Below are 26,452 nucleotides of genomic sequence, written 5' to 3' on the forward strand. Positions count from 1 at the left end.
TGTCGAAGGACGATTTCGATATGTCGATGCCGATAAAGCGGCTAGTATAGGTCATGAGGCGATGTCTCCCTTATACGCGAGCGCGAAGCTCTCTCAACGGTTCGACGAAGCCTCGAAATGCGCAAAGGGTTCTGCTTTTTTACGAACGAAAGTTCAGGCCCGCTAGGACCAACCGCTCTGCGCATCGTCACTGCGGTGTTGCAATCACCTCAATGGCAAACGAGGCCGGTGCATCATAACCGATGCACCGGCCTCGCAATGTATAAGCCCGGAAAGCCTAAGCTTTCCGGGCCAGTTGGGTCCGCCGTCTTGTCTAAATTCAGAAGCAGTCCTTGAAGAGCGCCTTCGTGTTTTCGAGCGTCATCTTGACCGGATTGCCGCCGGCGCTCGGATCTTCGATCGCCATCGCCGAAAGTTCATCGATTCGATCCGGCTTGATTCCCATCGCAGACAGGCTGTCGGGAACGCCAAGCTCGGCGCGAAGCTGCAGCACGTAGTTGTAGAATCCGTCGAAACCGCCGGAGATACCGAGATAGGCTGCAGCACGCGCAATCTTGTCTTCGATCGTCGAACGGTTGAAGCGAAGCACGGCCGGCATGACGACGGCATTCGTCATGCCGTGGTGGGTGTTGTAGACCGCGCCGATCGGGTGCGACAGCGCATGAATGGCGCCGAGGCCCTTCTGGAAAGCAACAGCGCCCATGGCGGCCGCCGACATCATGTTCGCGCGGGCTTCGAGGTCGGTGCCTTCCTTGTAGGCGCGTGGCAGGAATTCCTTGACGAGGCGCATGCCCTCCAGCGCGATGCCGGCAGACATCGGGTGGTAGAAGGGCGAGGAATAGGCTTCCAGGCAATGCGCGAAGGCATCCATGCCGGTGCCGGCCGTGATGATCTTCGGCATGCCGACCGTCAGTTCCGGATCTGCGATGACGACGCCCGGCAGGAACTTCGGGTGGAAGATGATCTTCTTCACATGGGTTTCGGAATTGGTGATGACGCTGGCGCGACCAACTTCCGAGCCCGTGCCCGCCGTCGTCGGCACGGCAACGATCGGCGCGATGCCTTCGACGCCGGCGCGTGTCCACCAGTCACCGATGTCCTCGAAGTCCCAGACGGGGCGCGTCTGGCCGGCCATGAAGGCCACGCACTTGCCGAGATCAAGGCCGGAACCGCCGCCGAAGGCAACCACGCCGTCGTGGCCGCCATCCTTGAACGCCTTGACGCCGGCGTCGAGGTTCTTGTCGTTCGGGTTCGGATCTACATCGGCAAAGATTGCGCGACCGAGACCGGCGTCTTCCAGAATGTCGAGCGCCGTCTTGGTGATCGCCATGGACGCGAGGCCGCGATCGGTAATCAGCAGCGGCTTCTTCATGCCAAGGCTCTTGCAGGCGTCCGCCAGTTCCTTGATGCGCCCCCGACCTAACTTGAAGGCGGTCGGATAGCTCCAGTTGGCTGTGATGTTGCTGCTCATGCTGTGACTTTCTTCAGATGGTAGGATTTTGGACGCGTCAGATTGTGGAAGCCGATGATCGACAACGAGCCGCCACGGCCGGTTTCCTTGACACCGGTCCAGCAGAGCGCCGGATCGAGATAGTCTGCGCGGTTCATGAACACGGTGCCGGTTTCGATCTCGCGACCAAGCCGCCCTGCCCGCTCCGGATCCTTCGTCCAGAGCGAAGCCGTCAGGCCGTACTGGCTATCGTTCATCAGGGCCACTGCCTCGTCGTCGCTCTTCACCTTCATGATGCCGACAGCCGGACCGAAGGTTTCTTCGCGCATGAAGGCCATGGAGTGGTCGACGTTGACCAGGATCTGCGGAGCGAGATAAGCGCCGCCATCGTCCTGCGGGAACAGCTTGGGATCGACCAACGCCTTGGCACCCTTGGAGACGGCATCGGCGATCTGCTCGCGCACGACCTTGGCGAAACGCTTGTTCGCCATCGGCCCAAGCGACGTTTCCGGATCCAGCGGATTGCCGAGCTTGTAGTTCGATACCCAGGCGACCGACTTCTCGACGAAGCTGTCATAGAGCGACTCGTGCACATAGATGCGCTCGATTCCGCAGCAGCACTGGCCGGAATTGTAGGTCGCGCCGTCCATCAGCGTATCGACCGCCGCATCGAGATCCGCGTCTTCCATGACGTAGCCTGGATCCTTGCCGCCGAGCTCCAGGCCAAGCCCGGTAAACGTACCCGCCGCAGCGCGCTCCATCGAGCGACCGCCTTCGACCGAACCGGTGAAGTTGACGAAATTGAAGCTACCAGCAGCAATCAGGGCCGAGGTAGTCTCGTGATCGAGGAACACGTTCTGGAAGACATCCTCGGGAACGCCGGCCTCGACGAAGGCCTGCACCAGCCGCTCGCCGACCAGGAGCGTCTGCGAGGCATGTTTCAGAACAACCGCATTGCCCGCCATGAGCGCCGGGGCGATCGTGTTAATCGCCGTCATGTAGGGGTAGTTCCAGGGCGCCACGACGAAGACGACGCCATGCGCCTCGCGCTCGATCCGGCGCTCGAACTTGTCACTCTCTTCGACGACAAGCGGCGCCAACGCATCGGCAGCGATCGAGGCGACATAGTTGGAGCGCTCGTTGAAGCCCTTGTATTCGCCGCCATAACGGATCGGGCGGCCCATCTGCCAGGCAAGCTCGGGCACGACGACGTCGGACATTTCATTGAGCCGTGCGACGCCCTTCAGCACCAGCTGAACACGGTCTTCCAGCGGGCGTTTTGCCCAGGCCTTCTGCGCCTTGCGCGCACGCGCAACGGCCTCTTTCGCCGCCTCCAGCGAAAGCGCCGGGCGCTCGGCGTAAACCGATCCGTCGACCGGTGAAATGCATTGGATCATTCCCATGATCTTCATCCTATGTTTTAGCGTGCCGAAACCGGCGGACCTCCCAAACAATCTCCCGAGATATGGAAATCGTGTGACAGGACGCCGTCCGGCTTGGCTACGCTTTATGCTCTTTCGAAACCGCGCGCCACTTCCCAATCGGTGACGCGACGATCGTACTCTTCCTGCTCCCACTCGGCTGCGCGAGTATAGTGGTCGATGACATCATCGCCGAAGGCATTGCGCAGCATCTTCGATTTCGTCATGGCAACGGTTGCCGCGCGCAACGTGCGCGGGATCTCGCGGACGCGGCGAGCGCCATAGGCGTCGCCGACAAATGGAGCCTCGAGTTCCACCTTGTTCTCGATGCCATCGATGCCCGCAGCAAGCAGTGCCGCAAAAGCGAGATAGGGATTGAGGTCAGACCCACCAACACGGCACTCGATGCGGATCGCCTTGGTGTCATCACCGCAGAGACGATAACCGGCCGTGCGGTTGTCCTTGCTCCAGATCGCTTTTGTCGGCGCGAACGTGCCGGCCATGAAGCGCTTGTAGGAGTTGATGTAAGGTGCCAGGAAATACGTGATCTCGCTCGCGTGCGAGAGCAGGCCGGCGATGTAGTTTTCCATTAGCGGCGACATGCCGTACTTGCCCTTCTCGTCATGGAAAAGCGGCGTCTTGCCGTCCACGCTCCAGAGCGACTGATGGATATGTGACGAGCTACCGGCGGCATTATAGTGCCACTTGGCGAGGAAAGTGATTGCCTTGCCCTTCGACCAGGCGATCTCCTTGCAGCCGTTCTTGATGATGGCATGGCGGTCCGCCATCGTCAGCGCATCGGCGTACCGGACATTGATTTCCTCCTGCCCGGCGGATGCTTCACCCTTCGAGTTCTCGACCGGAATGCCGGCCCCCTGAAGCCCCGTGCGGATTGCCCGCATAACCTCTTCTTCCTTGGTCGTCTGGAAGATGTGGTAGTCCTCGTTATAGGCGCTGGCGAGCTTCAGGTTGCGATAACCGGCTGCGTGCGCGGAGTCGTAGGTCTGGTCGAACAGGAAAAATTCGAGCTCCGAGGCCATAAAGGCCTTCATGCCCATGTCTTCCAGACGCTTGACCTGCTTCTTCAGGATCGCGCGCGGCGAATGCGGCACCTCTTCGTGGGAATGGTGGTCGAGCAGATCGCACAGCACGAGCGCCGTACCTTCAAGCCATGGAATCCGCCGCAGCGTCGAAAGGTCGGGCTTCATCGTGTAGTCGCCATAACCCTTTTCCCAACTCGTCGCCTTGTAACCGGAGACGGTTTCCATCTCCATGTCGGTGGCGACGAGATAGTTGCAGCTGTGCGTTTCCTTCCATGCGCTCTCGAGGAAGTATTCGGCCTGGAAACGCTTGCCCATCAAGCGGCCCTGCATATCCACCTGGCATGCCAGAACCGTGTCGATGCGCCCGTCGGCAACATCCTGCTTGAGATCGTCGAGAGTATAGATGCTCATATTGAATCCGCCTGAACCTGGAACTGAAAAAATCGGGTCAACGAAAGGGCATGCAGTCAAACGGGCGCGCCGCATCTGATGCGTTTTCGTTGAGCCGTTAAACGGGGCCGCCATCGCGGCCCCGCGGTTTGAGAGGGAAGTCGAAGCCTCAGCGTTCGCCAACTGCCTTTTCGGCAGCAGCAATCTCCGCCTGACGGCGCGCGACTTCCTCACCGATCGGCGGGCCCTTGAAGCGGCGGTTTTCAAAGCCGAACCAGATGATCGCAGTCAGTACGAGGAAGCCGACGGTGATGTAGAGAGCCCAATCATTCGGCGGCTGGATGCCGAGGACGAAGATCAGCACCATCGCCAGGATCGAAAGAATCGCGAACAGCTTGAACATGCCTTCGCCGAGGTTCCACGGACCCATCTTGTCCCACTTCGACGAACCCCAGGCGAGGAGGCCGAGGGTGATCGGGATCGCGAAGGAGAAGAACAGGAAGATAACCGTGCACGACACGACGATCGTGTAAACCGGCGTTTCGCCGATCGAAACGAGCGACGAGCCCCAGACGAACAGGACCGCGAGGATCGAGCCAGTCCAGATGGCCGCGACCGGCGTGCGGAACTTCGGGCTGACCTTGGCGAGCGCCTTGGAGGCCGGCAGACCGCCGTCGCGCGAGAAGGCGAAGATCATGCGCGAAACCGAGGTGACGGTCGCAAGGCCGCACAGCCACTGGCTGACGAAGATGGCAAAGTAGAGCACATCCTTGACGACGACATTGACCTGGCTGTCCATCGCCCAGAAGAACACGTTCCAGCCTTGCTTCGCCGCCTCTTCCATGTTCGGCAGCATCAACACGAAGGCGCAAAGCATGATGTAGCCGAAAAGCGCGGACCACAGAACGGAGGAGACCATGCCGCGCGGAACGGAATGAGCTGCCTTGACCGTCTCCTCCGACGTATGGGCCGAAGCGTCATAGCCGGTGATTGTGTAAATCGGCAGCAGAAGACCGAGCAGGAATACCCAAGCGCCCGAAGTCTCCGGCCACACGTTGCCGCCGGCTTCGCCGGAATAGTTGGCAAAGGTGAAAAGACGGCCGAACTCGTAGGACGGAGCCGCCAACAGGCACACCACTGCGAGCGCGATCGCCGTCGCGAAAATGAGATAACCGGAAAAGTCCGTGAGCTTCGCCGTCAGGCCGATACCCATGTGGTTCACGAGCGCCTGTGCGCCGGTGATGACGACCAGGAAAACGATACGAACAGTCGTCGTGTCCGTCAGGCCGAAGTAGCTCGTCCCAAGGGAGCCCATGAAGAAATAGTAGGTGCCGACGTTGATCGCGCCGAGAACGGTGACGAGGCCGAGCAGGTTGAACCAGGCGGTCAGCCAGCCGGTGAAGCGGTTGCCGAGGATCGAACCCCAGTGGTAGAGGCCACCCGCGGTCGGATAGGCCGAGCTGATCTGCGCCATCGCGACGGCGAACACCAGCGAAACGAAGCAACCAACCGGCCAGCCGATGCCGATGGCCGCGCCGCCGGCGCCGGAAGTCGCTTGCGCCAGCGAGTTGATACCGCCGGAAAGAATGCAGATAATAGAGAACGAGACGGCAAAATTCGAGAACGCGCTCAGCCTCCGCTCCAACTCCTGGGCATAGCCCATGGAGTGCAGGATATGCGTGTCCTGCTTCTTGTCGTGATCCGTGTAGTCGGACATGACTTCCCCCTGTTAGCGATCAGCCGCGGGATTGCGAGTGATCATCCAGTGCCAAAGTGCCCGTGACGTTTTCGCCTACGGGCGGATCGCAGTTAGACTGCTCCCTGGGGTCTTTTTCTTCGTTGTCAGGCGTCCAGGCTTTGCCGGAGAAGCCTCGTCAGATAGCCGGCCATGACCCCTTGGCCGTCTTCATCTGAGATGAGGTCGTTGCGGACCTCGATCATTACATTGCGCAGCCCGTTCGAAAGCCCGTGCAGGATGAGCGTGTGGGTCACGCCATCAACGGGGCCGTAGGGCTCGTTACGTTCGATTTTATAGAGAGGCGAGCCGGTCGATGCGGCGTTCAACACGCTGTCGGCAAAGCGGCTGTCTTCGTCATGCAATATACCAATTTCCACGGCACGTGTCTTGCCGTGGTAAACAGGAGTGAAGCTGTGGACCGTCGCAATCACCGTCTCCTGCCCCCTCGCCCTGCGATCGCGAATCAGTGCGCGAATGGCGTCGTGAAAAGGAATATACAATGCTTCGGTGCGCGCGAGGCGTTCTTCCGCGCTGAGATCGGCATTGCCCGGAATTTCATAGACTTCACTCTTCTCGGGCATGGCGCCGGCTGACTCCGGCGGCCTGTTGCAATCGTAAATCAATCGCGAAAATCGCTGGTAGACGAGCGTGGCGTCGAGCGCCTCGGAAATCCCGCGGGCGACTGCCAATGCGCCAGGGTCCCATGCGATATGGCTTTCCAGAGCCTCACGGGAGAGACCGAGGGTACCGTATCGCTCGGGCATCAAACGCGACGCATGCTCGCAGATCACCAGCAGCGGGCTCTCGCCATTCGGCCGCTCAACGGTAACGCAGTCGCCTTCCGCTTCACTTAGGACCTTGAACTGAGCAGGCACCACAGGCGCATCCCGATCATTAATTAAAGAATGTATAAGAAAAGAATTCTTCAGGTTTTGCCGACTGTCAAGCGCGACTGAAAATTTCTTTTCATGACAGCAGTTGACATGGATTGTGACAGCGTTGTTAACTTTCAGTGGGAAAGTGGCACAAGACCAATCCCGGGGAGCAAGAACGCGTGAGCGCTGCGTCGAAGACAGTTTCGGACGTAATCCATTCGCATTTTGGCATGCTTACGCGGGCCGAAAAGCAATTGGCCGAGAGCCTGCTGGACAACTACCCAGTCTCAGGATTGGGGAGTATCACGACGATTGCGGAGAACGCCGGCGTATCGACGCCAACGGTCGTACGCATGGTGCAGAAGCTCGGCTTCAAGGGCTATCCCGACTTCCAGGCGCACCTCCACCAGGAGGTCGAAGCGACAATCTCGAACCCCATCGCCAAGCATGATCGATGGGCCTCCAACGCGCCGGGCACGCATATTCTCAATCGCTTTGCCGACGCGATCATTGGCAATCTTCGCCAGACGCTGAGCGCGCTCGACACGGCGACGTTCGACAGCGTCGCCTCGCTCCTCTCGGATCGCAAACGCGGCCTCTATTTCGTGGGCGGGCGCATCACCGGCGCGCTGGCCGAATACTTCTTTACACATATGCAAGTCATTCGTCCGAACACTGCTTTGCTCTCATCAAACTCGAGCAGCTGGCCGCAATACGTACTCAATATGAATCCCGGCGACCTCCTGGTCATCTTCGATATCCGTCGCTACGAGCAGGAAATGGTCAGCCTCGCGACCGCTGCCCGAAAAAGCGGCGCGGAGATCGTCGTCTTTACCGATCAGTGGGGATCGCCCGCCGCCAAGCTCGCGCGTCACACGTTCCGTGTGCAGATCGAGGCGCCATCGGCCTGGGACACGTCCGTCGTCACTCTCTTCATCGTAGAAGCCCTGATCGAGGCCGTTCAAAGCTCGACCTGGGATGAGACGAAAGAACGCATGAAAACCCTGGAGGGCCTGTTCGAACAGACCAGGCTATTCCGCAAACTCAGTTAGGAGGGAAAATACGACAGTGAGATGACGTTCGGCGCTTGAGCGAATAATGTGTCGTAAATGAAACATCGCCGCCAACTGCCTGCTATACAAAGAAAAAAGAAGGTCATGAAACTGTCACGAAAGCTTCACGTAACGTAAGTAACAGCATCGTCGGACACTGAAAACCCGAAGGAGAACAACAGTGATCTCTAATATTTCGAAAATGCTTTCGCTTTCTACTGCAATTGTTGTTGCTTCGACTGCAATCGCAGCTGCTGAACCAAGCGCTGAACTTATCGCTGCCGCCAAGAAGGAAGGCACGCTGACGACCATCGCGCTTCCGCACGACTGGTGCGGCTACGGCGACGTCATCGCCGGCTTCAAGGCCAAGTACGGCCTCGAAGTCAACGAACTGAACCCCGACGCGGGCTCGGGCGACGAGATCGAAGCCATCAAGGCCAACAAGGGCAACACCGGACCGCAGGCTCCTGACGTTATCGACGTCGGTCTTTCCTTCGGCCCCTCCGCAAAGGCCGATGGCCTGATCCAGCCCTACAAGGTGTCGACCTGGGATTCCATTCCTGACAGCGCCAAGGATGCCGATGGCTTCTGGTACGGCGACTATTACGGCGTTCTCTCCTTCGTCGTGAACACCGACATCGTCAAGGACGTTCCGAAGGACTGGGCCGACCTGAAGAAGTCCGACTACGCCAACAGCATCGCGCTCGCTGGCGACCCGCGCGCTTCTAACCAGGCTGTCCAGGCCGTCTACGCAGCCGGCATCGCAGCTGGTGAAAAGGACGCGACCAAGGCTGGCGAAGCTGGTCTCGCGTATTTCGCCGAGCTCAACAAGGCTGGAAACCTCGTTCCTGTGATCGGCAAGTCCGCTTCGCTCGCTCAGGGCTCGACCCCCATCGTCGTTGCCTGGGACTACAATGGTCTCTCCTGGCGCGATACCCTCAAGGGCAACCCACCAGCTGAAGTCGTCGTTCCGGCTTCGGGCGTTGTCGCTGGCGTCTACGTTCAGGCGATCTCGGCCTTCGCTCCGCACCCGAACGCTGCAAAGCTCTGGATGGAATACCTCTACTCCGACGAAGGTCAGCTCGGCTGGCTGAAGGGCTATTGCCACCCGATCCGCTTCAACGATCTGGCGAAGAACAAGAAGGTCCCCCAGGAGCTCCTCGACAAGCTGCCGCCGGCCGCTGCTTACGAAAAGGCCGTGTTCCCCACCCTCGACGAACAGGCTGCCGGCAAGGCCGCCATCACGACGAAGTGGGACAGCGTCGTTGGCGCCAACGTCAAGTAATCTCTGACGCAAGACCTCTCCGCCTCTGTGGGCGGAGAGGTCTCATTTTTCATTGCCCCGATAAGGCCGTCGTCTATGAGCACTGTTTCAACATCCGTGGCTACGGCCACGCCCATGATAAACCGCGACAGGATCGTAGACTGGCTCGGCATCGCGCCCTTCATGATCTTCGCTGCGATGTTCCTGATCATACCGACGCTTTATCTGGTCGCCGGCGCATTCCTGACCCCGGAAGGCGAACTCACCCTCAAGAACATTGCCGACCTGTTCACGCCGTCGATCCTCAGTGCCTACTGGATCAGTATCAAGGTGTCGGTGGTTTCAGCCCTCGGTGGCGCGGTGATCGGCTCCCTTCTTGCCTGGGCTGTGGTGCTCGGCGGGCTCCCGACCTGGGTTCGTTCGGGCCTCCTGACCTTTTCCGGCGTTGCCTCGAATTTCGCGGGCGTACCGCTCGCCTTCGCTTTTCTCGCCACGCTCGGACGCACGGGTCTCGTGACCGTCTTGATGCGCGACTGGCTGGGCTTCAATCTCTATTCCACCGGTTTCAACCTCTTGAGCTTCTTCGGGCTCACGCTCACCTACATGTACTTCCAGATCCCACTGATGGTACTGATCCTGACGCCGGCGCTCGACGGCATGAAAAAGGAGTGGAAGGAAGCCGCGCTCATTCTCGGCGCCACCAACGGCCAATACTGGCGCATGGTCGCGTTCCCAATTCTCTGGCCGAGCCTGATGGGCACGACACTCCTGCTCTTTGCCAACGCTTTCGGCGCGATCGCCACAGCCTATGCGCTGACGGGAAGTTCGCTGAATATCGTCCCGATCCTGCTCTACGCACAGATCCGCGGCGACGTGCTTCATAACGCCAACCTCGGCTATGCGCTGGCACTCGGCATGATCGTCATCACCGGCCTGTCCAACCTCCTATACATCATGCTGCGCATGCGCGCTGAACGGTGGCAAAAATGAAGACTTCACGCCTTGGAGCCTGGATATCGATCGGATTCGGCGCGATCTACTTCGTCCTGCCGCTCATCGCCACCGTTGAATTCTCGCTGCGCATGCGCCGCGGCGCCTACAGTTTTGACGCCTACGCTTCGGTTTTTTCCGAGGCGCAGTTCCGCGAAACCTTCGGTTATTCGATGCTGATGGCGCTTCTGACGATCGTCTTTGGCATGCTGCTCGTGGTGCCTACGGCGTATTGGGTGCGCCTGCGCCTGCCGCAGATCCGTCCGATCGTCGAGTTCATCACGCTGCTGCCGCTCGTCATCCCGGCAATCGTGATCGTCTTCGGTTATCTCAGAATGTACAACTCGTCCTCGATCCTGCCGCTGACGGGATCGACCACGGGTACGAACATCCTGCTCGTCCTTTCATACATAACGCTGTCCCTGCCCTACATGTATCGCGCCGTCGACACCGCCATGCGTGCCATCGATGTCCGCACCTTGACGGAAGCTGCGGAAAGCCTTGGCGCCGGCTGGGCGACGATCCTGTTCAAGTGCATTTTCCCGAACGTCATGAGCGGCGTACTCTCGGGCGCCTTCATCACGCTCGCGATCGTCATGGGCGAATTCACCATGGCCGCGCTCCTCAATCGTCCGGCCTTCGGGCCTTACCTGCAGCTGGTTGGCGCCAACCGCGCCTATGAGCCGTCGGCCCTGGCGGTCATCGCCTTCTCGATTACCTGGCTCAGCATGGGCCTGCTGCAACTCGTCTCCCGCTTCCACAAAGCCGCTCCGGCTAAGTCGTAAGGTATCTGGTTTTCATGGCCTTTCTCGAACTCGCAAACCTCAAGAAATCCTTCGGCAACACGCAGGTCGTGCATGACTTCAACATGCAGATCGAGAAGGGTGAATTCATCTCTTTCCTTGGCCCGTCGGGCTGCGGCAAGACGACTGTCCTGCGCATGATCGCGGGCTTCGAAACACCCTCGGCCGGTCGCATCGCCATCGGCGGCAAGGAGCAAAACAATCTCAAGCCGAACAAGCGCAACATCGGCATGGTCTTCCAGGCCTACGCGCTGTTTCCCAACATGACCGTACACGACAATGTCGCCTTCGGCCTCAAGGTCGCCGGCACGCAGGCCACCGAGATTGACGCTCGCGTCAAGGATATGCTTGGGCTGATCAAGCTCGACCACCTCGCGGATCGCTATCCCTATCAGCTCTCCGGCGGCCAGCAGCAGCGCGTGGCGCTTGCCCGTGCGCTGGCGGTCCGCCCCCAGGTCCTGCTGCTCGACGAGCCGCTGTCTGCCCTCGACGCCAAGATCCGCGTGTCGCTGCGCGAGGAAATCCGCGCCATCCAGCAGAAGCTCGGCATCACCACCGTCTTCGTGACGCACGACCAGGAAGAAGCTCTCTCGATCTCCGACCGCATCGTCGTCATGAACGCCGGCCGCGCCGACCAGATCGGCACGCCGTTCGAGATCTACAACACACCGGCTACGCGCTTCGTCGCCTCCTTCGTCGGCACGCTCAACATGATCGAAGCGAAGGTTGTCGACCCCTTGGCCAACCGCATCCAGATCGGTGACCAGGGCGTGACGTTGAAGCAGTCCGTCGCCGCCTTCAAGGCTGGCGATACAGTCTCGCTGGCGCTGCGTCCGGAGGCAGGATCGCTGGCCGAGAGCGCGCCATGCGACACGAAGCTGACCGGTCAGGTCGTATCCGCCCACTTCCTCGGTTCGGTCATCCGCACGCGCATGAATGTCGGCGGCAATGTCATTTCCTTCGACATGTTCAACAGCCCGGGCGTGACCCCACCGGCTGCTGGCGAGACCGTCACGCTTCGCTTCATGGCAGCCGACCTCCTCGTCATCCGCGATTGATCGCGGCAGCGCTGCGCTCACGTTTGCGGCTTTGCCACACTTGCCTCCGCATTTCCGGCGCCCCACTCTGCGGCGCCGGAAATTGCTTGAAAGTGCGACCTCGATGCGTAACGACGGCTGAAGCATTTTTATTCAGCAAAGTCAGCATCATGTCCCCTACCACAACAGCCGTACCGCCCCGCCGCCTCACCGCGCAGGATTTCCGCACCCTTGGCCTCTCGGCCCTCGGCGGTGCGCTTGAGTTCTACGACTTCATCATCTTCGTCTTCTTCGCGGCGGTGATCGGCAAGCTGTTCTTTCCGCCCGATATGCCGGAGTGGCTGGTGACCATCCAGACCTTCGGGATCTTTGCCGCCGGCTATCTGGTTCGCCCGCTCGGTGGCATCGTCCTCGCCCATTTCGGCGACCTCTTTGGCCGCAAGCGCGTTTTTGCTTTCTCGATCCTGCTGATGGCGCTCTCAACGCTCGGCATGGCGGCGATGCCGACCTATGCTACCATCGGCGTTGCCGCTCCAATCCTCCTCGTGCTCATGCGCATCCTGCAAGGCGCGGCGATCGGCGGTGAAGTTCCCGGCGCCTGGACCTTCGTGGCCGAACACGTCCCCTTCCGCCGCGTCGGCTTTGCCTGCGGCTTCCTCTGCTCCGGCCTGACCCTCGGCATCCTGCTCGGATCCTTCATCGCGACGATCATCAACTCCGTCTTCACGCAAGATGATGTCGTCGCCTATGCATGGCGCATCCCGTTCTTCCTCGGCGGCATCTTCGGCCTCGTTGCCGTCTACCTCCGCCGCTGGCTGCAGGAGACGCCCGTCTTCGCAGAAATGAAACAGGCCCGCTCGCTTGCGCCGGAACTGCCGCTGAAGGCCGTGCTGCGCGACTACCCGCGTGGCGTCATCATCTCCATGCTGCTGACTTGGATCCTGTCGGCCGGCATCGTCGTGACAACACTGATGACGGCAACCTTCCTGCAGAAGCTCTATGGCTACACCGCGCAGCAGTCGCTTGCCGCCACCAGTTTCGGCACGCTGTTCCTGATCTTCGGAACTGCCGCCGCCGGCGCGATCGTCGATCGCGTTGGCTCAGGCCGCTTCTTCGTTGTCTCAAGTATCTTCTTTGGTGCTGCGACCTTCGCGTTCTACAGTTATGCCGCCGTTTCGCTGACCGTTCTTTTCGTGCTCTATGCGATCATGGGGCTATCGGTCGGTATGGTTGGAGCTGTGCCCTACGTAATGGTCCGCGCCTTCCCGGCCCGCGTTCGCTTTAGCGGCCTCTCCTTCTCCTACAACGTCTCCTACGCGATTTTCGGCGGCCTGACGCCTCTTGCAGTCGCATCGCTGCTGCCAATCAATCCGATGGCTCATGCCTACTACCTGCTCTTCATCGCCGCCCTCGCCTTCGTGCTAGGGCTCTATCTGATCGCCAAGGGAGACAGCGTCGAGGCAGACGTCGGCATCGAGGAACTCACCGAGCGCCTCGCCGCCTAGCTGTCGGAGGCGTGTGGCCGCCGTCCGGCTTTGCTTCAAAGAAACGCTTCAATGATTACCTGCTATCTGCGTTACACGATCGACCCACACAAGGTGGCCGAATTCGAGGAGTATGCGCGCCTCTGGATTCCGATCGTCAATCGAATGGGAGGCACGCATCACGGCTATTTCCTGCCGTCCGAGGGCGCGAACAACATTGCCATTGCGCTGTTTTCGTTTCCGAGCCTCGCGGCCTACGAAGACTATCGCACGCGCATGGCAAGCGAACCCGAATGCCAGGCCGCGTTCGATCTCGACAAACGAAATCGCAGCATCATCAGCTACGAGCGCAGCTTCATGCGCCCTGTTCTTGGCTGATCGATAGAAATGGAAAGCCCCGCTCTGGCGGGCCCGCTCTGGCGGGGCTTTCAGTTTGACGTTGGGCTCTAGCGGATCGCCTTGTCATTGGCATCGAACCGATGCATGTGGGCCATGTCCGGCGTCGCATAGACGATCTCGTCGGGCTCGTACTGATGCTCACCGAAAAGGCGCGCGGTGATCAGGCCGCACTGCTCGGATTCGAGATAGATGATCGTGTCCGCGCCGAGATGTTCGACGTGGACGACCTTCGCCCGCCACGTGCCCTGCTCGCGCGAAAGGGTCAAGTGCTCTGGGCGCACGCCAACAGTCTTTGCCGCGGCATCGCTAACCTTGTCACCCGGAATGAAGTTCATCATCGGCGAACCGATGAAGCCCGCAACGAAGGTGTTTGCAGGGCGGTTGTAGAGCTCCATTGGCGAGCCGACCTGCTCGATCGCACCGGCATTCAACACCACGATCTTGTCGGCAAGCGTCATCGCCTCGACCTGGTCGTGGGTGACGTAGATCATCGTCGCCTTGAGGCTGCGGTGCAGGCGCGCGATCTCAAGACGCGTCTGAACGCGCAAGGCTGCGTCGAGGTTCGACAACGGCTCATCGAAGAGGAAGAGCGCCGGCTCGCGCACGATCGCGCGGCCAATAGCGACGCGCTGGCGCTGACCACCGGAAAGCTCCGCCGGGCGCCGCGCCAGATAAGGCTCAAGCGACAGCATCGAGGACGCCTTGGTCACCCGCTTGTCGATCTCATTTTTCGGCGTGCCGGCCTGCTTCAAGCCGAGGCCCATGTTGTCCTTGACCGTCAGGTGCGGGTAGAGCGCATAGGATTGGAACACCATCGCGATGCCACGCTTGGCGGGAGGCGTCAGCGTCTCTTCCTTGCCATTGATGAAAACGGCGCCCGAGGTGACATCCTCCAATCCCGCAATGCTGCGCAGGAGGGTTGACTTGCCGCAGCCCGAAGGTCCGACAAAAATGACGAACTCGCCGTCCTTGACCTCTAGGTCGATGCCCTTCAGCACCTCATGCGTGCCGTAGGTCTTGCGGATGGATTTGAGTTGAAGCGATCCCACTAGTCGTAATCCTTACAGTTTGACCGGCTCTTGGAGCTTGACGGCTTGGCCGGTACGCACGCTTTCGTCGGCGGCGAGGCAGATGCGCAGCGAAGCGACGGCGTCTGCCATGTGGCGGTTAAGGTCGATATCCTCGCGAATGGCCTTCAGCATGAAGGCCTGCTCGCGGTCGCAGAGTTCCTGATGGCCTGGTTCTCCCGCCATCGTCATGTCCTGGTCCGGCCGTATGAACTTGCCGTCGGTTCCTGTCTCCGCCGTGTGCAGGCGAATGACTGAAGTCTTGGTGTGAGCGTCGATATCGTCGGACTTGGCGTTCGGATCCATCACGATCGAGACCGATCCCTTCGGCGACATGATGTCCTTCACGAAAAACGCCGTCTCGGAGATCATCGGGCCCCAGCCGGCCTCGTACCAGCCGACTGAACTATCCTCGAAAAGCACCTGGAGCTGGCCGTAATTATACATATCGGGCGCGATTTCGTCCGATAGACGCAGTCCCATGCCGCGCACTTCCACCGGTTTAGCGTCCGTGATCTGGCACATGACGTCGACATAATGCACACCGCAATCGACGATCGGAGAGGTCGTCTGCATCAACGACTTATGTGTTTCCCAGGTCGGACCGCTGGACTGCTGATTGAGATTCATGCGGAACACATACGGCCCACCGAGCTTGCGCGCCTCTTCGATCAGCCGCATCCAGGATGGATGGTGGCGAAGGATATAGCCGATCACCAATTTCCGGCCGGCCTTCTTCGCCGCCACCACGACGCGCTCCGCATCCGCAACGGTTGTTGCGAGCGGCTTCTCGACGAAAACGTCGCAACCAGCCTCGAAGGCAGCGACCGCATAGTCCGCATGCGTGTCCGAATAGGTGCAGACCGCACAGAGATCCGGTTTCAGCTCGGCAAGAGCGGCCTTGAAATCCGAATAGATCTTGTAGCCCCGTAGTTCCTCCGGCAGATCAGGCGTCGAGCGATTGACCAGCCCGACAATCTCGAAACCGGGATTGTTGTGATAGGCCAGCGCATGGCTGCGTCCCATGTTGCCGAGGCCGGCGACGAGAACGCGGATTGGCTTGGTCGTCGAACTCACTTGACCGCTCCCGAAGTGATGCCGCGGATGAGCTGCCGCGAGAAGATGACGTAGAGAACGAGGATCGGCAGGATCGCCAGCGAAAGCGCGGCAAGCACGGCGTTCCAATTGGTCACGAATTGCCCAATGAAAATCTGCGACCCGAGGGTGACGGTCTTCGTCGCCTCAGCGGGCGCCAGGATCAGCGGGAACCAGAGATCGTTCCAGATCGGGATCATCGTGAAGACAGCAACCGTAGCCATTGCCGGGCGCACCAACGGGATGACGAGCCGGAAGAAGATCGCATATTCCGACAGCCCATCGATGCGGCCGGCATTCTTGAGGTCGTCGGAGACGGTCCGCATGAATTCCGACAGGATGAAGATCGCCAGCGGAATCCCCTGCGCCGTATAGACGAGGATCAGCGCCGTCAGCGTGTTCACGAGTCCGGCGGCCACCATGCCCTGCAGGATCGCGACCGTACCAAGGCGGATCGGGATCATGATGCCGATCGCCATATAGAGGCCGGTCAACGTGTTGCCGCGGAAACGGTATTCGGAGAGCGCGAAGGCGGCCATCGCGCCGAAGAGCAGCACCAGCGCGATCGAAACGATGGTGACGATGAAGCTGTTCTGGAAGTAGGTGGCGAAATCACCCTGCCCCAGCACTGTTCGATACCCGACAAGACTGAAGGTCGAGGGCGTCGGCACCTGCAGCGGCGAGCGGAAGATCGCGTTACGGTCTTTGAACGAGTTGATGATCGTCAGGAACACCGGAAAGATGGCAACCAGCGTATAGCCGATGAGCGCCAGGTGGACGAAGCTGGTGCGAATGGGGGATGTGCGTGCTCTGTTGGACATGGCACACTCCTCAGAACTGGTACCGGCGCATGCGCCGCTGGATGGCAAAAAGGTAGAACGACACGCCGGCGAGGATGATCAAGAACATCACCGTCGCGATCGTGGCGCCCATCGAGCGGTCGCCAAGCTGAAGCTGGAAACCGAAGAAGGTGCGGTAGAGGAGCGTACCCAGGATGTCGGTCGACATATCAGGCCCGGCAAGTGCGCCCTGCACGGTGTAGATCAGGTCGAAGGCATTGAAGTTGCCGACAAAAGTCAGGATCGAGATGATGCCTATGGCGGGCAGGATGAGCGGTAGCTTGATCTTCCAGAACTGAGCCCAGCCGGTGATGCCGTCGCATTCGGCAGCTTCGATCACCTCTTCCGGGATGCTGAGCAGCGCAGCGTAAATCAGCATCATCGGAATGCCGATGTACTGCCAATTCGAGATCAACGACACGGCAATCAGCGCCGACCCGGACTGCCCTAGCCACGGCGCGAACAGGCTCTTCATGCCGACAAGGCTCATCAGCCACGGGGCAACGCCCCAGATCGGCGAAAGGATGAGCTTCCAGATGAAGCCGACGATCACGAAGGAAAGCAGCGTCGGCAGGAAGATTGCGGTGCGGTAGAACGCGACGAACCGCAGCCGTGGCGTCGACAGCAGCGCCGCCAGCGCGATGCCGATCGGGTTCTGCACGCACATGTGAATGACGAAGAATATGAAGTTGTTGACCAGCGCGTTCCAGAAGTCGTGTGCCCAGCGCGCATCGCCAAACAACACCTTGTAGTTCGCGAGCCCGACGAAGACAGGCGCACCGTCGACAGTGTTGTAGAACGAAAGCCTCAGCGTTTCGATCAGCGGCAGGATCATGATCGCCGAATAAACGACAAATGCCGGGAAGAGAAAGACGCCGACGTGCCAGCGCACAGGGCGCTTGATGGGAACAACATCGACAGCGGATTCGGCTACGCTCATGGCTTTTGCCTGTTCTTCTTAGCTGCACCTATGGCGCAGCGCGTCTGACACAACGGGCAGAACGCCCTTTCCCTCTAGTCATCTCCCCGCCCTTCGGCTTTCGAAGGCGGCGGGGAGAAAAAGAGCGGATACGAAATTGGCTTTGAGCCGGAATGAGGGACGGCGAACGCCGCCCCTCAAATCTTCAATCACTTGGCAGGCTTGAACCAGCTGTCGAGGCCGTCCTGCAGCTTCTTGGCGGCATCGGCCGGCGTCACGGTGCCGTTGATGACGTTGGCCGAAGCGACCCAGGTTTCGTTCTCGAGGTTCGGCGTACCACGCGACAGGATCTGGTAGGTCGAGCGGATCGTCGACTTGAACGGGCCGCGCCAGGAGACGAATTCCTGGGCCAGCGGATCACTCATCTTCACCGGCGTCGAGTTCAGGCTGAAGAAGCCCGGCAGCGAGTTGGCGTAGATTTCGGCGAATTCCGGCGAGGCGACCCAGGTGAGGAACTTCTTGGCTTCCTCGGCATGCGTGCTCTTGGAGTTCAGGGCGACACCGATATCCGGATGGTCGGAGATATAGCCCTGGTCACCGGCCTTCGGAACCGGCGGCGGGAAAGCGCCCATCTTGAACTGGGCCTGGCTGTTGAACAGCGAGATTTCCCAGGAACCAGCCGGATAGATGGCGGCGCGGCCGAGCGTGAAGAGGTTCTGGCTATCCGAATAGGTCTGGGCTTCGAAACCGTCGCCGAGATAGGGCTTCCACTTGGCCAGTTGCTCGAAAGGCTGGACCCATTCCGGATCGGTCAGCTTCTGCTTGCCGGAAACCAGCGCGACACGGCCGTCCTCACCCTTCCAGTAGTTCGGGCCGATGTTCTGGTAGCCCATGGTCGCGGCTTCCCAGAGATCCTTCGTGCCCATGGCGAGCGGAATGTACGTACCGTCGGCCTTTATCTTTTCGAGGGCGGCGAAGAACTCCTCTTCGGTCTTCGGAACAGAGATGCCGAGCTTGTCGAAGGCATCCTTGTTGTAGATGAAGCCGTGGATGACCGAGGCCATCGGCACGCAGAAGGTGGACTTGCCGTCATCGGTTGTCCAGGCGGCCTTGGCAACGGGCGAGAAGTTCTCAATTCCCGAGAGGCTCGTCAGATCAGCGATCTGCTTCTTGTTGAAGAGTTCGAGCGAGGCGTCGAACGGCCGGCAGGTGATGATGTCACCGGCGGAGCCGGCATCGAGCTTGGCGTTCAGCGAGGCGTTGTATTCCGTCGGCGCTGTCGGCGAGAAGACGATCTTGATGCCGGGGTTCTTGGCTTCGAATGCCGGGATGATTTTCTCCTGCCAGATCTGCAGGTCGTCGTTACGCCAGCTCTCGACCGTCAGCGTGACGTCGGCGGCGTGAGCAAAGCCCACTGATGTCAGCAGGCTGGACGCCAGTAGGAAGCCTTTAAGTGCGGTGTTCTTCATTTCCCTCTCCTGTTTTATGCGCCGGTGAGGCGCTGTTCCTGACCTGAAACCAGCGTTCGCGTGCATGAGGTGACACGCAACGCCACTTGAGGGCCGTCAGCAGCTGCCGGCCCGAAAGCTCAAAATCGGCGCGACAGATAACACCTGTCGACCAGACGGCGCACCCGAACAAGAAACCGATCCGGCGCAGCCATGAAAGGGAAAGCTGACGGCAAATGAACGGATCGAGAGCGACGGCGTCGCTACGGCCGGATCTGCATTTCATCGAGTGACCCGGCTTATCTCTATCCTGCCGTTTATCGCTGCTCGATGCGCTGTTCCCTTGAGTTGAATTAAGGCCAAAAAAATACCAATTGTCCAGCCGATTTTAACACTCGAACGACAGAAAAGTCGTCAAAAAAATTTTATTCATAAAAATCAGATAGATAAAAAGATGATTTTTCGCCACGCTTTTGACTTGGTAAATGGTATTTTTTTGGTATTGTAGTGAAAACAAGGGGAATGGGCGGATTTGGTGGTTCAATGACAGAACTTGCGATCGGCATTGACGGCGGAGGCTCCAGCTGCCGCGCCGCAGTCACGGATGCGACAGGGCGCATTCTGGGCCGTGGCACGGCCGGCCCGTCGAACATCCTGTCCGACCTCGAAAACTCGCTGCTCAACATCGTAGCGTCAGCCGAAAACGCGTTGAATGACGCCGGCCTTTCCTCTGAAACCGTTTCCAGCATCTCTGCCGTCGTCGGCGTCGCCGGCGCGAATGTGGGCGACTATGCCGAACGCATCGAGCGTGCCCTGCCTTTTGCCCGGCGCCGTGTCGTAACAGATGCGACGACGGCACTCCAAGGAGCGCTCGGCGATTCCGACGGTGTGATTGGAGCGTTCGGAACGGGCTCGGTCTACAATGCGCGCCGCAACGGAAAGCTCTACGGCATTGGCGGCTGGGGATTCGTCATCGGCGACCAGGCCAGTGGCGCTCGCCTCGGCCGGGACCTGCTGGAGCAGTCTTTGCTGGCCCATGACGGGGTGCGCCCCTCCTCCCCGGTCACCCAGACCGTCATGGCTGAATATGGCGACGATCCTGAGCGCGTCGTCGAGTTCGCCCACGTCTCCCGCCCGAATGACTTCGCCCGCTACGCGCCCGTTGTGTTCGAGGCCGCTGCCAAGGGCGACTCGGTCGCGACGGCGATCGTGCAGAACGCAGCAGCCTCGATCGGCGAGAGCCTGGATGCGTTGCTCTGGCCGGAATGCGAGGTGATCTGCCTGTTGGGCGGACTGGCAAAGGCCTATCGTCCATGGCTTGCTGAACGTCACGCTGTCCTGCTGCGTGAGCCGAAGGGCGACGTCCTGCAGGGCGCCATTGATCTCGCAGTGAAGTTTCTCCACGAGGAAGGAAGAGGCGCGGCATGACCGACGATTTTGCAAGCCTCCTTTCCCCCGAACGTCTTCAAGCCGGCGGCACAGGCCCGCTTTATGTAAAGCTGCGCCGCACGCTGGAAGATGCCATTCGCACTGGCACGCTCAGTCATGGCGATGCCCTGCCGCCTGAGCGCGACATCGCGGAACTGGCGACCGTCAGCCGGGTGACCGTGCGCAAAGCGATCGATGAGCTTGTCGCGGACGGGTTGCTCATCCGCCGCCACGGTTCCGGCACCTTCGTGACAAAGCCGGTATCGAAGGTCGAACAGCGCCTCTCGCAGCTCACCTCCTTTACGGAGGATATGGCCCGTCGCGGCATGACCTCCCGCTCCGAATGGCTGCACAAGGGCATCCACACGCCCTCTCCCGACGAAATGATGATTCTCGGTCTCGCGACCGATGTCAGGGTCTCACGCCTCAGCCGATTGCGCATCGCCGACGACCAGCCGCTGGCCATCGAAAATGCCAGTGTTTCCGGCGAGTTCCTGCCCGATCCTTTCGTGGTGACAACGTCGCTCTATGAGGAGCTCGAGCGTCGCCAGGTCCGGCCCGTCCGCGCGGTGCAGAGAATTTCGGCGACCAACATGAAAGAGGTCGATGCCCATCTTCTCGGCGTTCCCGTCGGCGCCGCAGGGCTGTCGATCGAACGTATTTCATACCTTGGTTCGGGACGCGCGGTCGAATTCACCCGCTCGCTCTACCGCGGGGATGCCTATGATTTTGTCGCCGAACTGACGATCGGTCCGTCGTGATTCCTTGTCGCATTGAATGGACGGCAATGCCCGTCTATTGATGGCACCCATGACAAGTCGCATCACTATCCTCGACACCATCTCCGATCCCGGCAATCCCGCAAAGCCGAACGACGACAGCTTCGGCCATAACGACGCCTGCGCCTTCGTAATCGACGGTGCGACGGGCCTCGGCGATCGCCAATATATGGATGAGGGAGGTAGCGACGCCGCCTGGATCGCCCAGCACTTCGCCCGTGGCTTTCAGGATCGGATTACCCGTGACAGCAGCGTCTCGGAGATTGCTCGCAGCCTGTCTCTGGCAGCCCGCACGGAGTTCTTAGCCCACAACGAGAGCGTCCCGCGCTACGCGTGGCCGCTGACCGCCTTTGCCATGTTGCACCACACGCGCAACGGTTTCCACTTCGTCGGCCTTGGCGACTCCTGCCTCTTTCTGTTGCAGGAAGACGGCTCGGCAGCGATGCACATGGCTATTCCCGGTGCCTATGAGTATGAACAGAACCAGGCGCGAAAGCACATTGCACGCACGGGCGGCATTACCAAGGAAGGTGGCGCGCTCGGCAATTCCGAAACGCTCGCCCTATTGCGCCAGCACCGAGAGCGCCAGAACACGCCGGCAAGCGGCGTCTGGACCCTCGGCCTCGTGCCGGAGGCGGCCGATCATCTGGTTTCAGAGCGGCTGGATATCAGGGGCAAAGCGCACGCCATCGTCTGCAGCGACGGTTTTTCAGACCTCGCGGTCCTTTACGCGACCTATGATTCTACAAGCTTGGTGCGCACTGCACTCGCCAAGGGTCTGCGACCGATGCTCGACGAACTTCGGCGCTTCGAACGCGAGATTGATCCCGAAGGGCTCCGCTATCCACGCTACAAGCAGAGCGACGATACCACGGCGTTGCTTGTCGAGTTGACACCCAGCGCCTGAGGCGATTTTCGATTCAGATTCAGTGCGTTGCGACCAACAGCTGAATCAATCCATCTGGTCCTTGAATCAAATACTGAAGACGCCGCCGATCAGGCAGCGTCCTCGATTTCCTCGTCACGCTTGCGCGGTACGTAGTTGAGGACCGGTCCAAGCCAACGTTCGACCTCGGCTACGTCCATGCCCTTCCGGGCTGCGTAGTCCTCGACCTGGTCCCGCTCCACCTTGGCGACGCCGAAGTAGTAGGATTCGGGATGGCCGATGTAGACGCCGGAGACCGACGAACCCGGCCACATCGCATAACTCTCGGTGAGCTGCACGCCGGCAGCCTTTTCGGCATCGAGCAGAGCAAACAGCGTCTTCTTCTCGGTGTGATCGGGCTGCGCCGGATAGCCCGGCGCCGGACGGATACCGGCATATTCCTCGCTGATCAGCTGCTCGTTGGAGAGATGCTCATCCTTGGCATAACCCCAATATTCGCGACGAACCTGCTCGTGCATGCATTCCGCAAAGGCCTCCGCGAAGCGATCGGCCAGCGCCTTCAGGAGGATCGACGAATAGTCGTCGTTCGCACGTTCGAAGCGTTCCGCGATAGCGATCTCTTCGATACCGGCTGAAACGACGAAGCCGCCGACATAGTCGTGAATGCCGCTGTCGGCTGGCGCCACGAAGTCCGACAATGCGACGTTCGGCCGGCCATCGCGCTTCGAAAGCTGCTGGCGCAGCGTAAAGAAGGTGGCAAGCTCCTCCTTGCGGCTATCGTCCTTGAACAGCCGGATATCGTCGCCGACCGCGTTCGCCGGCCAGAAGCCGATGACGGCGCGCGGGTTGAACCACTTCTCGTCGATGATCTTCTTCAGCATGGCCTGCGCGTCGGCCCACAGCGCGCGAGCCGCCTCGCCCTGCTTTTCGTCTTCGAGAATTGCCGGGAACCGCCCACGCAGCTCCCAGGTCTGGAAGAACGGCGTCCAGTCGATGTACTTGGCGATCTCGGCAAGATCGTAGCCGTCGAATACCTTGGTGCCGAGGAAGCTCGGCTTTGTCGGCTTGTAGGCCGCCCAGTCGACCGCAGCGGCATTTTCACGGGCACGTGCCAGCGGCAGGCGCACCTTCTCCGCCTCGCTGCGGGCGTGCGCTGCAGCGACCTTCGCATATTCGGCGCGGATGTCGGCCACATAACCGTCGCGACCTTCAGGTGACAACAGCGAGGAAACGACGCCGACCGCGCGGCTGGCATCCGTCACATAGACGGTCTGGCCCTTGTTGTAGCCCGGGTGGATCTTGACTGCCGTGTGGACACGGCTGGTCGTCGCTCCACCGATCAAGAGCGGCAGGTCCAGTCCCTGACGTTCCATTTCAGCGGCGACATGCACCATTTCGTCGAGCGACGGGGTAATCAGGCCGGAGAGGCCGATGACATCCACCTGCTCGGCGACGGCAGTCTCGAGGATCTTCGTTGCTGGCACCATGACACCGAGATCGATGATCTCGTAATTGTTGCAGGCGAGAACGACACCGACGATGTTCTTGCCGATATCGTGGACGTCGCCCTTCACGGTCGCCATCAGGATCTTGCCGGCAGCCTTGCGCTCGTCGCCGCCGTTCAGTCGCTTCTCCTCTTCCATGTAGGGAAGGAGTACCGCGACCGCCTGTTTCATCACGCGCGCCGACTTGACGACCTGCGGCAGGAACATCTTGCCGGAGCCGAAGAGATCGCCGACCACGTTCATGCCGGCCATCAGCGGGCCTTCGATGACATGCAACGGCCGCTCCGCTTGCTGACGGGCTTCCTCGGTGTCGGCTTCGATATATTCGGTGATACCGTTGACCAGCGCATGCTCCAGCCGCTTTGCGACCGGCCATTCGCGCCAGGTGAGATCCTGCACCTTCGCTTCCCGGGTGCCGGCACCACGATAACGCTCTGCCACTTCAAGCAGCCGCTCGGTCGCGTCGGCGCGGCGGTTCAGCACGACGTCTTCGCAGGCTTCGCGCAGCTCCGGGTCGATATTGTCATAGACCGCCAGCTGACCGGCATTGACGATGCCCATGTCCATCCCCGCCTGGATGGCGTGGTAAAGGAACACGGCGTGCATCGCCTCGCGCACCGGCTCGTTGCCGCGGAACGAGAAGGACAGGTTCGAGACGCCGCCCGAAATATGCACCAGCGGCATCGTCTTACGGATCGTCCGCGTCGCCTCGATGAAGTCGACGCCATAGTTGTTGTGCTCCTCGATGCCGGTCGCGACAGCAAAGACGTTCGGATCGAAGATGATGTCCTCAGGCGGGAAGCCCGCCTTTTCAGTCAGGATCTTGTAGGCGCGCGTGCAGATCTCGACCTTGCGCTCGTAGCTGTCTGCCTGCCCCGTCTCATCGAAGGCCATGACCACGACGGCCGCGCCATAAGCGTGCAGCAGCTTCGCCTGCGCCAGGAAGTTCTCTTCGCCTTCCTTGAGCGAGATCGAGTTGACGATCGGCTTACCCTGGACACGCTTCAGGCCGGACTCGATGATCGAGAACTTCGAGGAGTCGATCATCACAGGCACGCGAGCGATATCCGGTTCGGCGGCGATCAGGTTCAGAAACTCGATCATCGCCTTTTCGGAATCGATCAAGCCCTCGTCCATGTTGATGTCGATGATCTGCGCGCCGTTTTCAACTTGGTCGCGTGCCACATCGAGCGCTGCCGTGTAGTCGGCATTGGTGATCAGCTTGCGGAACTTGGCGGAGCCCGTGACGTTGGTGCGCTCACCGACGTTGACGAAGGGAATGTCCTTGGTCAGCTCGAACGGTTCGAGACCCGACAGCGACATGAAGGGGCGATGCTCGGGAATCGGGCGTGGCTTGTACTTCGCCACCACCTCAGCGATCGCCTTGATATGTTCAGGCGTCGAGCCGCAGCAGCCGCCAACGATGTTGACGAGGCCTTCGCGTGCAAACTCGTCGATCTGCGCCGCCATCAGTTCCGGCGTCTCGTCATACTGGCCGAACTCGTTCGGCAGGCCAGCATTCGGATAGGCGCAGATGAAGGTATCGGCAACGCCCGACAGCTCCTGCAAGTGCGGACGCATGGCGTTGGCGCCGAGTGCGCAATTCAGGCCGATCGTAAACGGGTTGGCGTGCCGCACCGAGTTCCAGAACGCCGACGGCGTCTGGCCGGACAGGGTACGGCCGGAAAGATCGGTGATCGTGCCCGAGATCATGACCGGCAGGCGGATGCCCTTCGCCTCGAAGCGCTCCTCGCAGGCAAAGATCGCGGCCTTCGCATTCAAGGTGTCGAAGATCGTCTCGATGAGGATGATATCGGCGCCACCATCGATCAGGCCGTCGATCTGCTCGCCATAAGCGATGCGCAGGTCGTCGAAGCTGACGGCGCGGAAGCCCGGATTGTTGACGTCGGGCGAAATCGACGCGGTGCGGTTCGTCGGGCCGATGGCACCGGCGACGAAACGACGACGGCCGTCCTCGCGCTCAGCACGGATCGCGGCGCGGCGCACGATCTCGGCGCCCTCCTTGTTAAGCGCATAGACTTCGCCTTCCATCGCATAGTCGGCCTGTGCGATGCGGGTCGACGAAAAGGTGTTGGTCTCCAGAATATCGGCGCCGGCCTTTGCGTATTTGTAATGGATCTCTTCGATCGCATCCGGCTGCGTCAGGATCAGCAGGTCGTTGTTGCCCTTCTGATGGCAGGCACAACCGATGAAGCGATCACCACGAAAATGGTCTTCGTCGAAGCCAAGCCCCTGGATCTGCGTGCCCATGGCGCCGTCAAGAACGAGGATACGTTCACTGGCAGCTTTCTTGAGCGCCGCAAACACTTCGCTACCGTCGCGCTTTGTCCCTTCGGGACTAAACAGAGTATCAAACACGGGCGGACTCCTTGACGTCGTTACAGGCCAATTGGTCAAATCACATAAAGATATCTTTATGTCAATATATGCCCATCATGTGGCGCCTTTGCGGCGCTGGGCAGATGACAGACTCGGGCGACCCCTATATAGGCGGTTACGAAGGCTTTGTGCACGAAATT

At 60.2% G+C, this 26,452-nt stretch carries 21 protein-coding genes; 10 read left to right on the forward strand and 11 right to left on the reverse strand.

Annotation, left to right across the window (positions count from 1 at the left end; all coding sequences use genetic code 11):
- Positions 1-319: 319 nt before the first annotated feature.
- The 5 genes from C934_RS0112910 to C934_RS0112930 all read right to left on the reverse strand — a co-directional run bounded on the left by C934_RS0112910 (position 320) and on the right by C934_RS0112930 (position 6,920).
- Positions 320-1,471, reverse strand: a complete 1,152-nt coding sequence (locus C934_RS0112910) for an iron-containing alcohol dehydrogenase (protein WP_018857114.1) — start codon at positions 1,469-1,471, stop codon at positions 320-322.
- Positions 1,468-2,853 (reverse strand): aldehyde dehydrogenase family protein, encoded by a 1,386-nt coding sequence (locus C934_RS0112915; protein WP_025659346.1) that lies wholly within the window; start codon positions 2,851-2,853, stop codon positions 1,468-1,470. Before C934_RS0112915 ends, C934_RS0112910 begins: the two co-directional genes overlap by 4 nt.
- Positions 2,854-2,957: 104 nt before the next feature.
- Complete coding sequence (locus tag C934_RS0112920; protein WP_018857116.1) at positions 2,958-4,325, reverse strand: glutamine synthetase family protein; 1,368 nt, start codon at positions 4,323-4,325, stop codon at positions 2,958-2,960.
- Positions 4,326-4,473: 148 nt separating this feature from the next.
- Positions 4,474-6,021: an amino acid permease gene (locus C934_RS0112925; protein ID WP_018857117.1), complete on the reverse strand. Its 1,548-nt coding sequence runs from the start codon at positions 6,019-6,021 to the stop codon at positions 4,474-4,476.
- Positions 6,022-6,146: 125 nt separating this feature from the next.
- Positions 6,147-6,920: an N-formylglutamate amidohydrolase gene (locus C934_RS0112930; protein WP_018857118.1), complete on the reverse strand. Its 774-nt coding sequence runs from the start codon at positions 6,918-6,920 to the stop codon at positions 6,147-6,149.
- Between the two features lie 176 nt (positions 6,921-7,096).
- Here C934_RS0112930 and C934_RS0112935 point away from each other — a divergent pair, with 176 nt between their 5' ends.
- The 7 genes from C934_RS0112935 (at position 7,097) to C934_RS0112965 (ending at position 13,925) form a co-directional block, all read left to right on the forward strand.
- Complete coding sequence (locus tag C934_RS0112935; protein WP_018857119.1) at positions 7,097-7,969, forward strand: MurR/RpiR family transcriptional regulator; 873 nt, start codon at positions 7,097-7,099, stop codon at positions 7,967-7,969.
- A gap of 202 nt (positions 7,970-8,171) precedes the next feature.
- Positions 8,172-9,254, forward strand: coding sequence for an ABC transporter substrate-binding protein (locus C934_RS0112940; protein ID WP_018116408.1), 1,083 nt, complete (start codon positions 8,172-8,174; stop codon positions 9,252-9,254).
- 75 nt (positions 9,255-9,329) lie between these two features.
- Positions 9,330-10,223 (forward strand): ABC transporter permease, encoded by an 894-nt coding sequence (locus C934_RS0112945; RefSeq protein ID WP_026371779.1) that lies wholly within the window; start codon positions 9,330-9,332, stop codon positions 10,221-10,223.
- Positions 10,220-11,008, forward strand: coding sequence for an ABC transporter permease (locus C934_RS0112950; protein ID WP_018116406.1), 789 nt, complete (start codon positions 10,220-10,222; stop codon positions 11,006-11,008). The genes C934_RS0112945 and C934_RS0112950 overlap by 4 nt, the downstream gene beginning before the upstream one ends.
- Positions 11,009-11,022: 14 nt before the next feature.
- Positions 11,023-12,084: an ABC transporter ATP-binding protein gene (locus C934_RS0112955; protein WP_018857121.1), complete on the forward strand. Its 1,062-nt coding sequence runs from the start codon at positions 11,023-11,025 to the stop codon at positions 12,082-12,084.
- A gap of 149 nt (positions 12,085-12,233) precedes the next feature.
- A complete protein-coding gene (locus tag C934_RS0112960) occupies positions 12,234-13,568 on the forward strand; it encodes an MFS transporter (RefSeq protein ID WP_018857122.1) in 1,335 nt (444 codons plus the stop codon).
- Between the two features lie 51 nt (positions 13,569-13,619).
- Positions 13,620-13,925 (forward strand): NIPSNAP family protein, encoded by a 306-nt coding sequence (locus C934_RS0112965; protein WP_018116403.1) that lies wholly within the window; start codon positions 13,620-13,622, stop codon positions 13,923-13,925.
- A gap of 68 nt (positions 13,926-13,993) precedes the next feature.
- On the opposite strand, the gene C934_RS0112970 is transcribed toward C934_RS0112965, so the two are convergent.
- From C934_RS0112970 to C934_RS0112990, 5 genes are all read right to left on the reverse strand, one after another.
- Positions 13,994-14,995 carry an ABC transporter ATP-binding protein gene (locus tag C934_RS0112970; protein WP_018857123.1) on the reverse strand — a complete coding sequence of 334 codons (1,002 nt, stop codon included), beginning with the start codon at positions 14,993-14,995 and terminating at the stop codon, positions 13,994-13,996.
- 12 nt (positions 14,996-15,007) lie between these two features.
- Complete coding sequence (locus C934_RS0112975; RefSeq protein WP_018857124.1) at positions 15,008-16,090, reverse strand: Gfo/Idh/MocA family protein; 1,083 nt, start codon at positions 16,088-16,090, stop codon at positions 15,008-15,010.
- A complete protein-coding gene (locus C934_RS0112980) occupies positions 16,087-16,929 on the reverse strand; it encodes a carbohydrate ABC transporter permease (RefSeq protein ID WP_018857125.1) in 843 nt (280 codons plus the stop codon). The genes C934_RS0112975 and C934_RS0112980 overlap by 4 nt, the downstream gene beginning before the upstream one ends.
- A gap of 10 nt (positions 16,930-16,939) precedes the next feature.
- Entirely contained in the window at positions 16,940-17,887 is a 948-nt protein-coding gene (locus C934_RS0112985; protein ID WP_018116212.1) for a carbohydrate ABC transporter permease, read from the reverse strand.
- A 188-nt stretch (positions 17,888-18,075) separates the two neighbouring features.
- Positions 18,076-19,335, reverse strand: coding sequence for an ABC transporter substrate-binding protein (locus C934_RS0112990; RefSeq protein ID WP_018857126.1), 1,260 nt, complete (start codon positions 19,333-19,335; stop codon positions 18,076-18,078).
- Positions 19,336-19,857: 522 nt separating this feature from the next.
- On the opposite strand from C934_RS0112990, the gene C934_RS0112995 reads away from it, so the two are divergent.
- Genes C934_RS0112995 through C934_RS0113005 form a run of 3 tightly spaced genes read left to right on the forward strand, consistent with a single transcriptional unit; the run spans position 19,858 to position 22,428 of the window.
- Positions 19,858-20,742 carry an N-acetylglucosamine kinase gene (locus tag C934_RS0112995; RefSeq protein ID WP_026371780.1) on the forward strand — a complete coding sequence of 295 codons (885 nt, stop codon included), beginning with the start codon at positions 19,858-19,860 and terminating at the stop codon, positions 20,740-20,742.
- A complete protein-coding gene (locus C934_RS0113000; protein WP_018857128.1) occupies positions 20,739-21,503 on the forward strand; it encodes a GntR family transcriptional regulator in 765 nt (254 codons plus the stop codon). Before C934_RS0112995 ends, C934_RS0113000 begins: the two co-directional genes overlap by 4 nt.
- Positions 21,504-21,552: 49 nt before the next feature.
- Entirely contained in the window at positions 21,553-22,428 is an 876-nt protein-coding gene (locus tag C934_RS0113005) for a protein phosphatase 2C domain-containing protein (RefSeq protein ID WP_018857129.1), read from the forward strand.
- Between the two features lie 89 nt (positions 22,429-22,517).
- On the opposite strand, the gene metH is transcribed toward C934_RS0113005, so the two are convergent.
- Positions 22,518-26,291, reverse strand: coding sequence for a methionine synthase (gene metH, locus C934_RS0113010; protein WP_018857130.1), 3,774 nt, complete (start codon positions 26,289-26,291; stop codon positions 22,518-22,520).
- Positions 26,292-26,452 lie beyond the last annotated feature (161 nt).

Source organism: Rhizobium sp. 42MFCr.1 (genome assembly GCF_000377185.1).
Classification (GTDB): Bacteria; Pseudomonadota; Alphaproteobacteria; order Rhizobiales; family Rhizobiaceae; genus Rhizobium; species Rhizobium altiplani.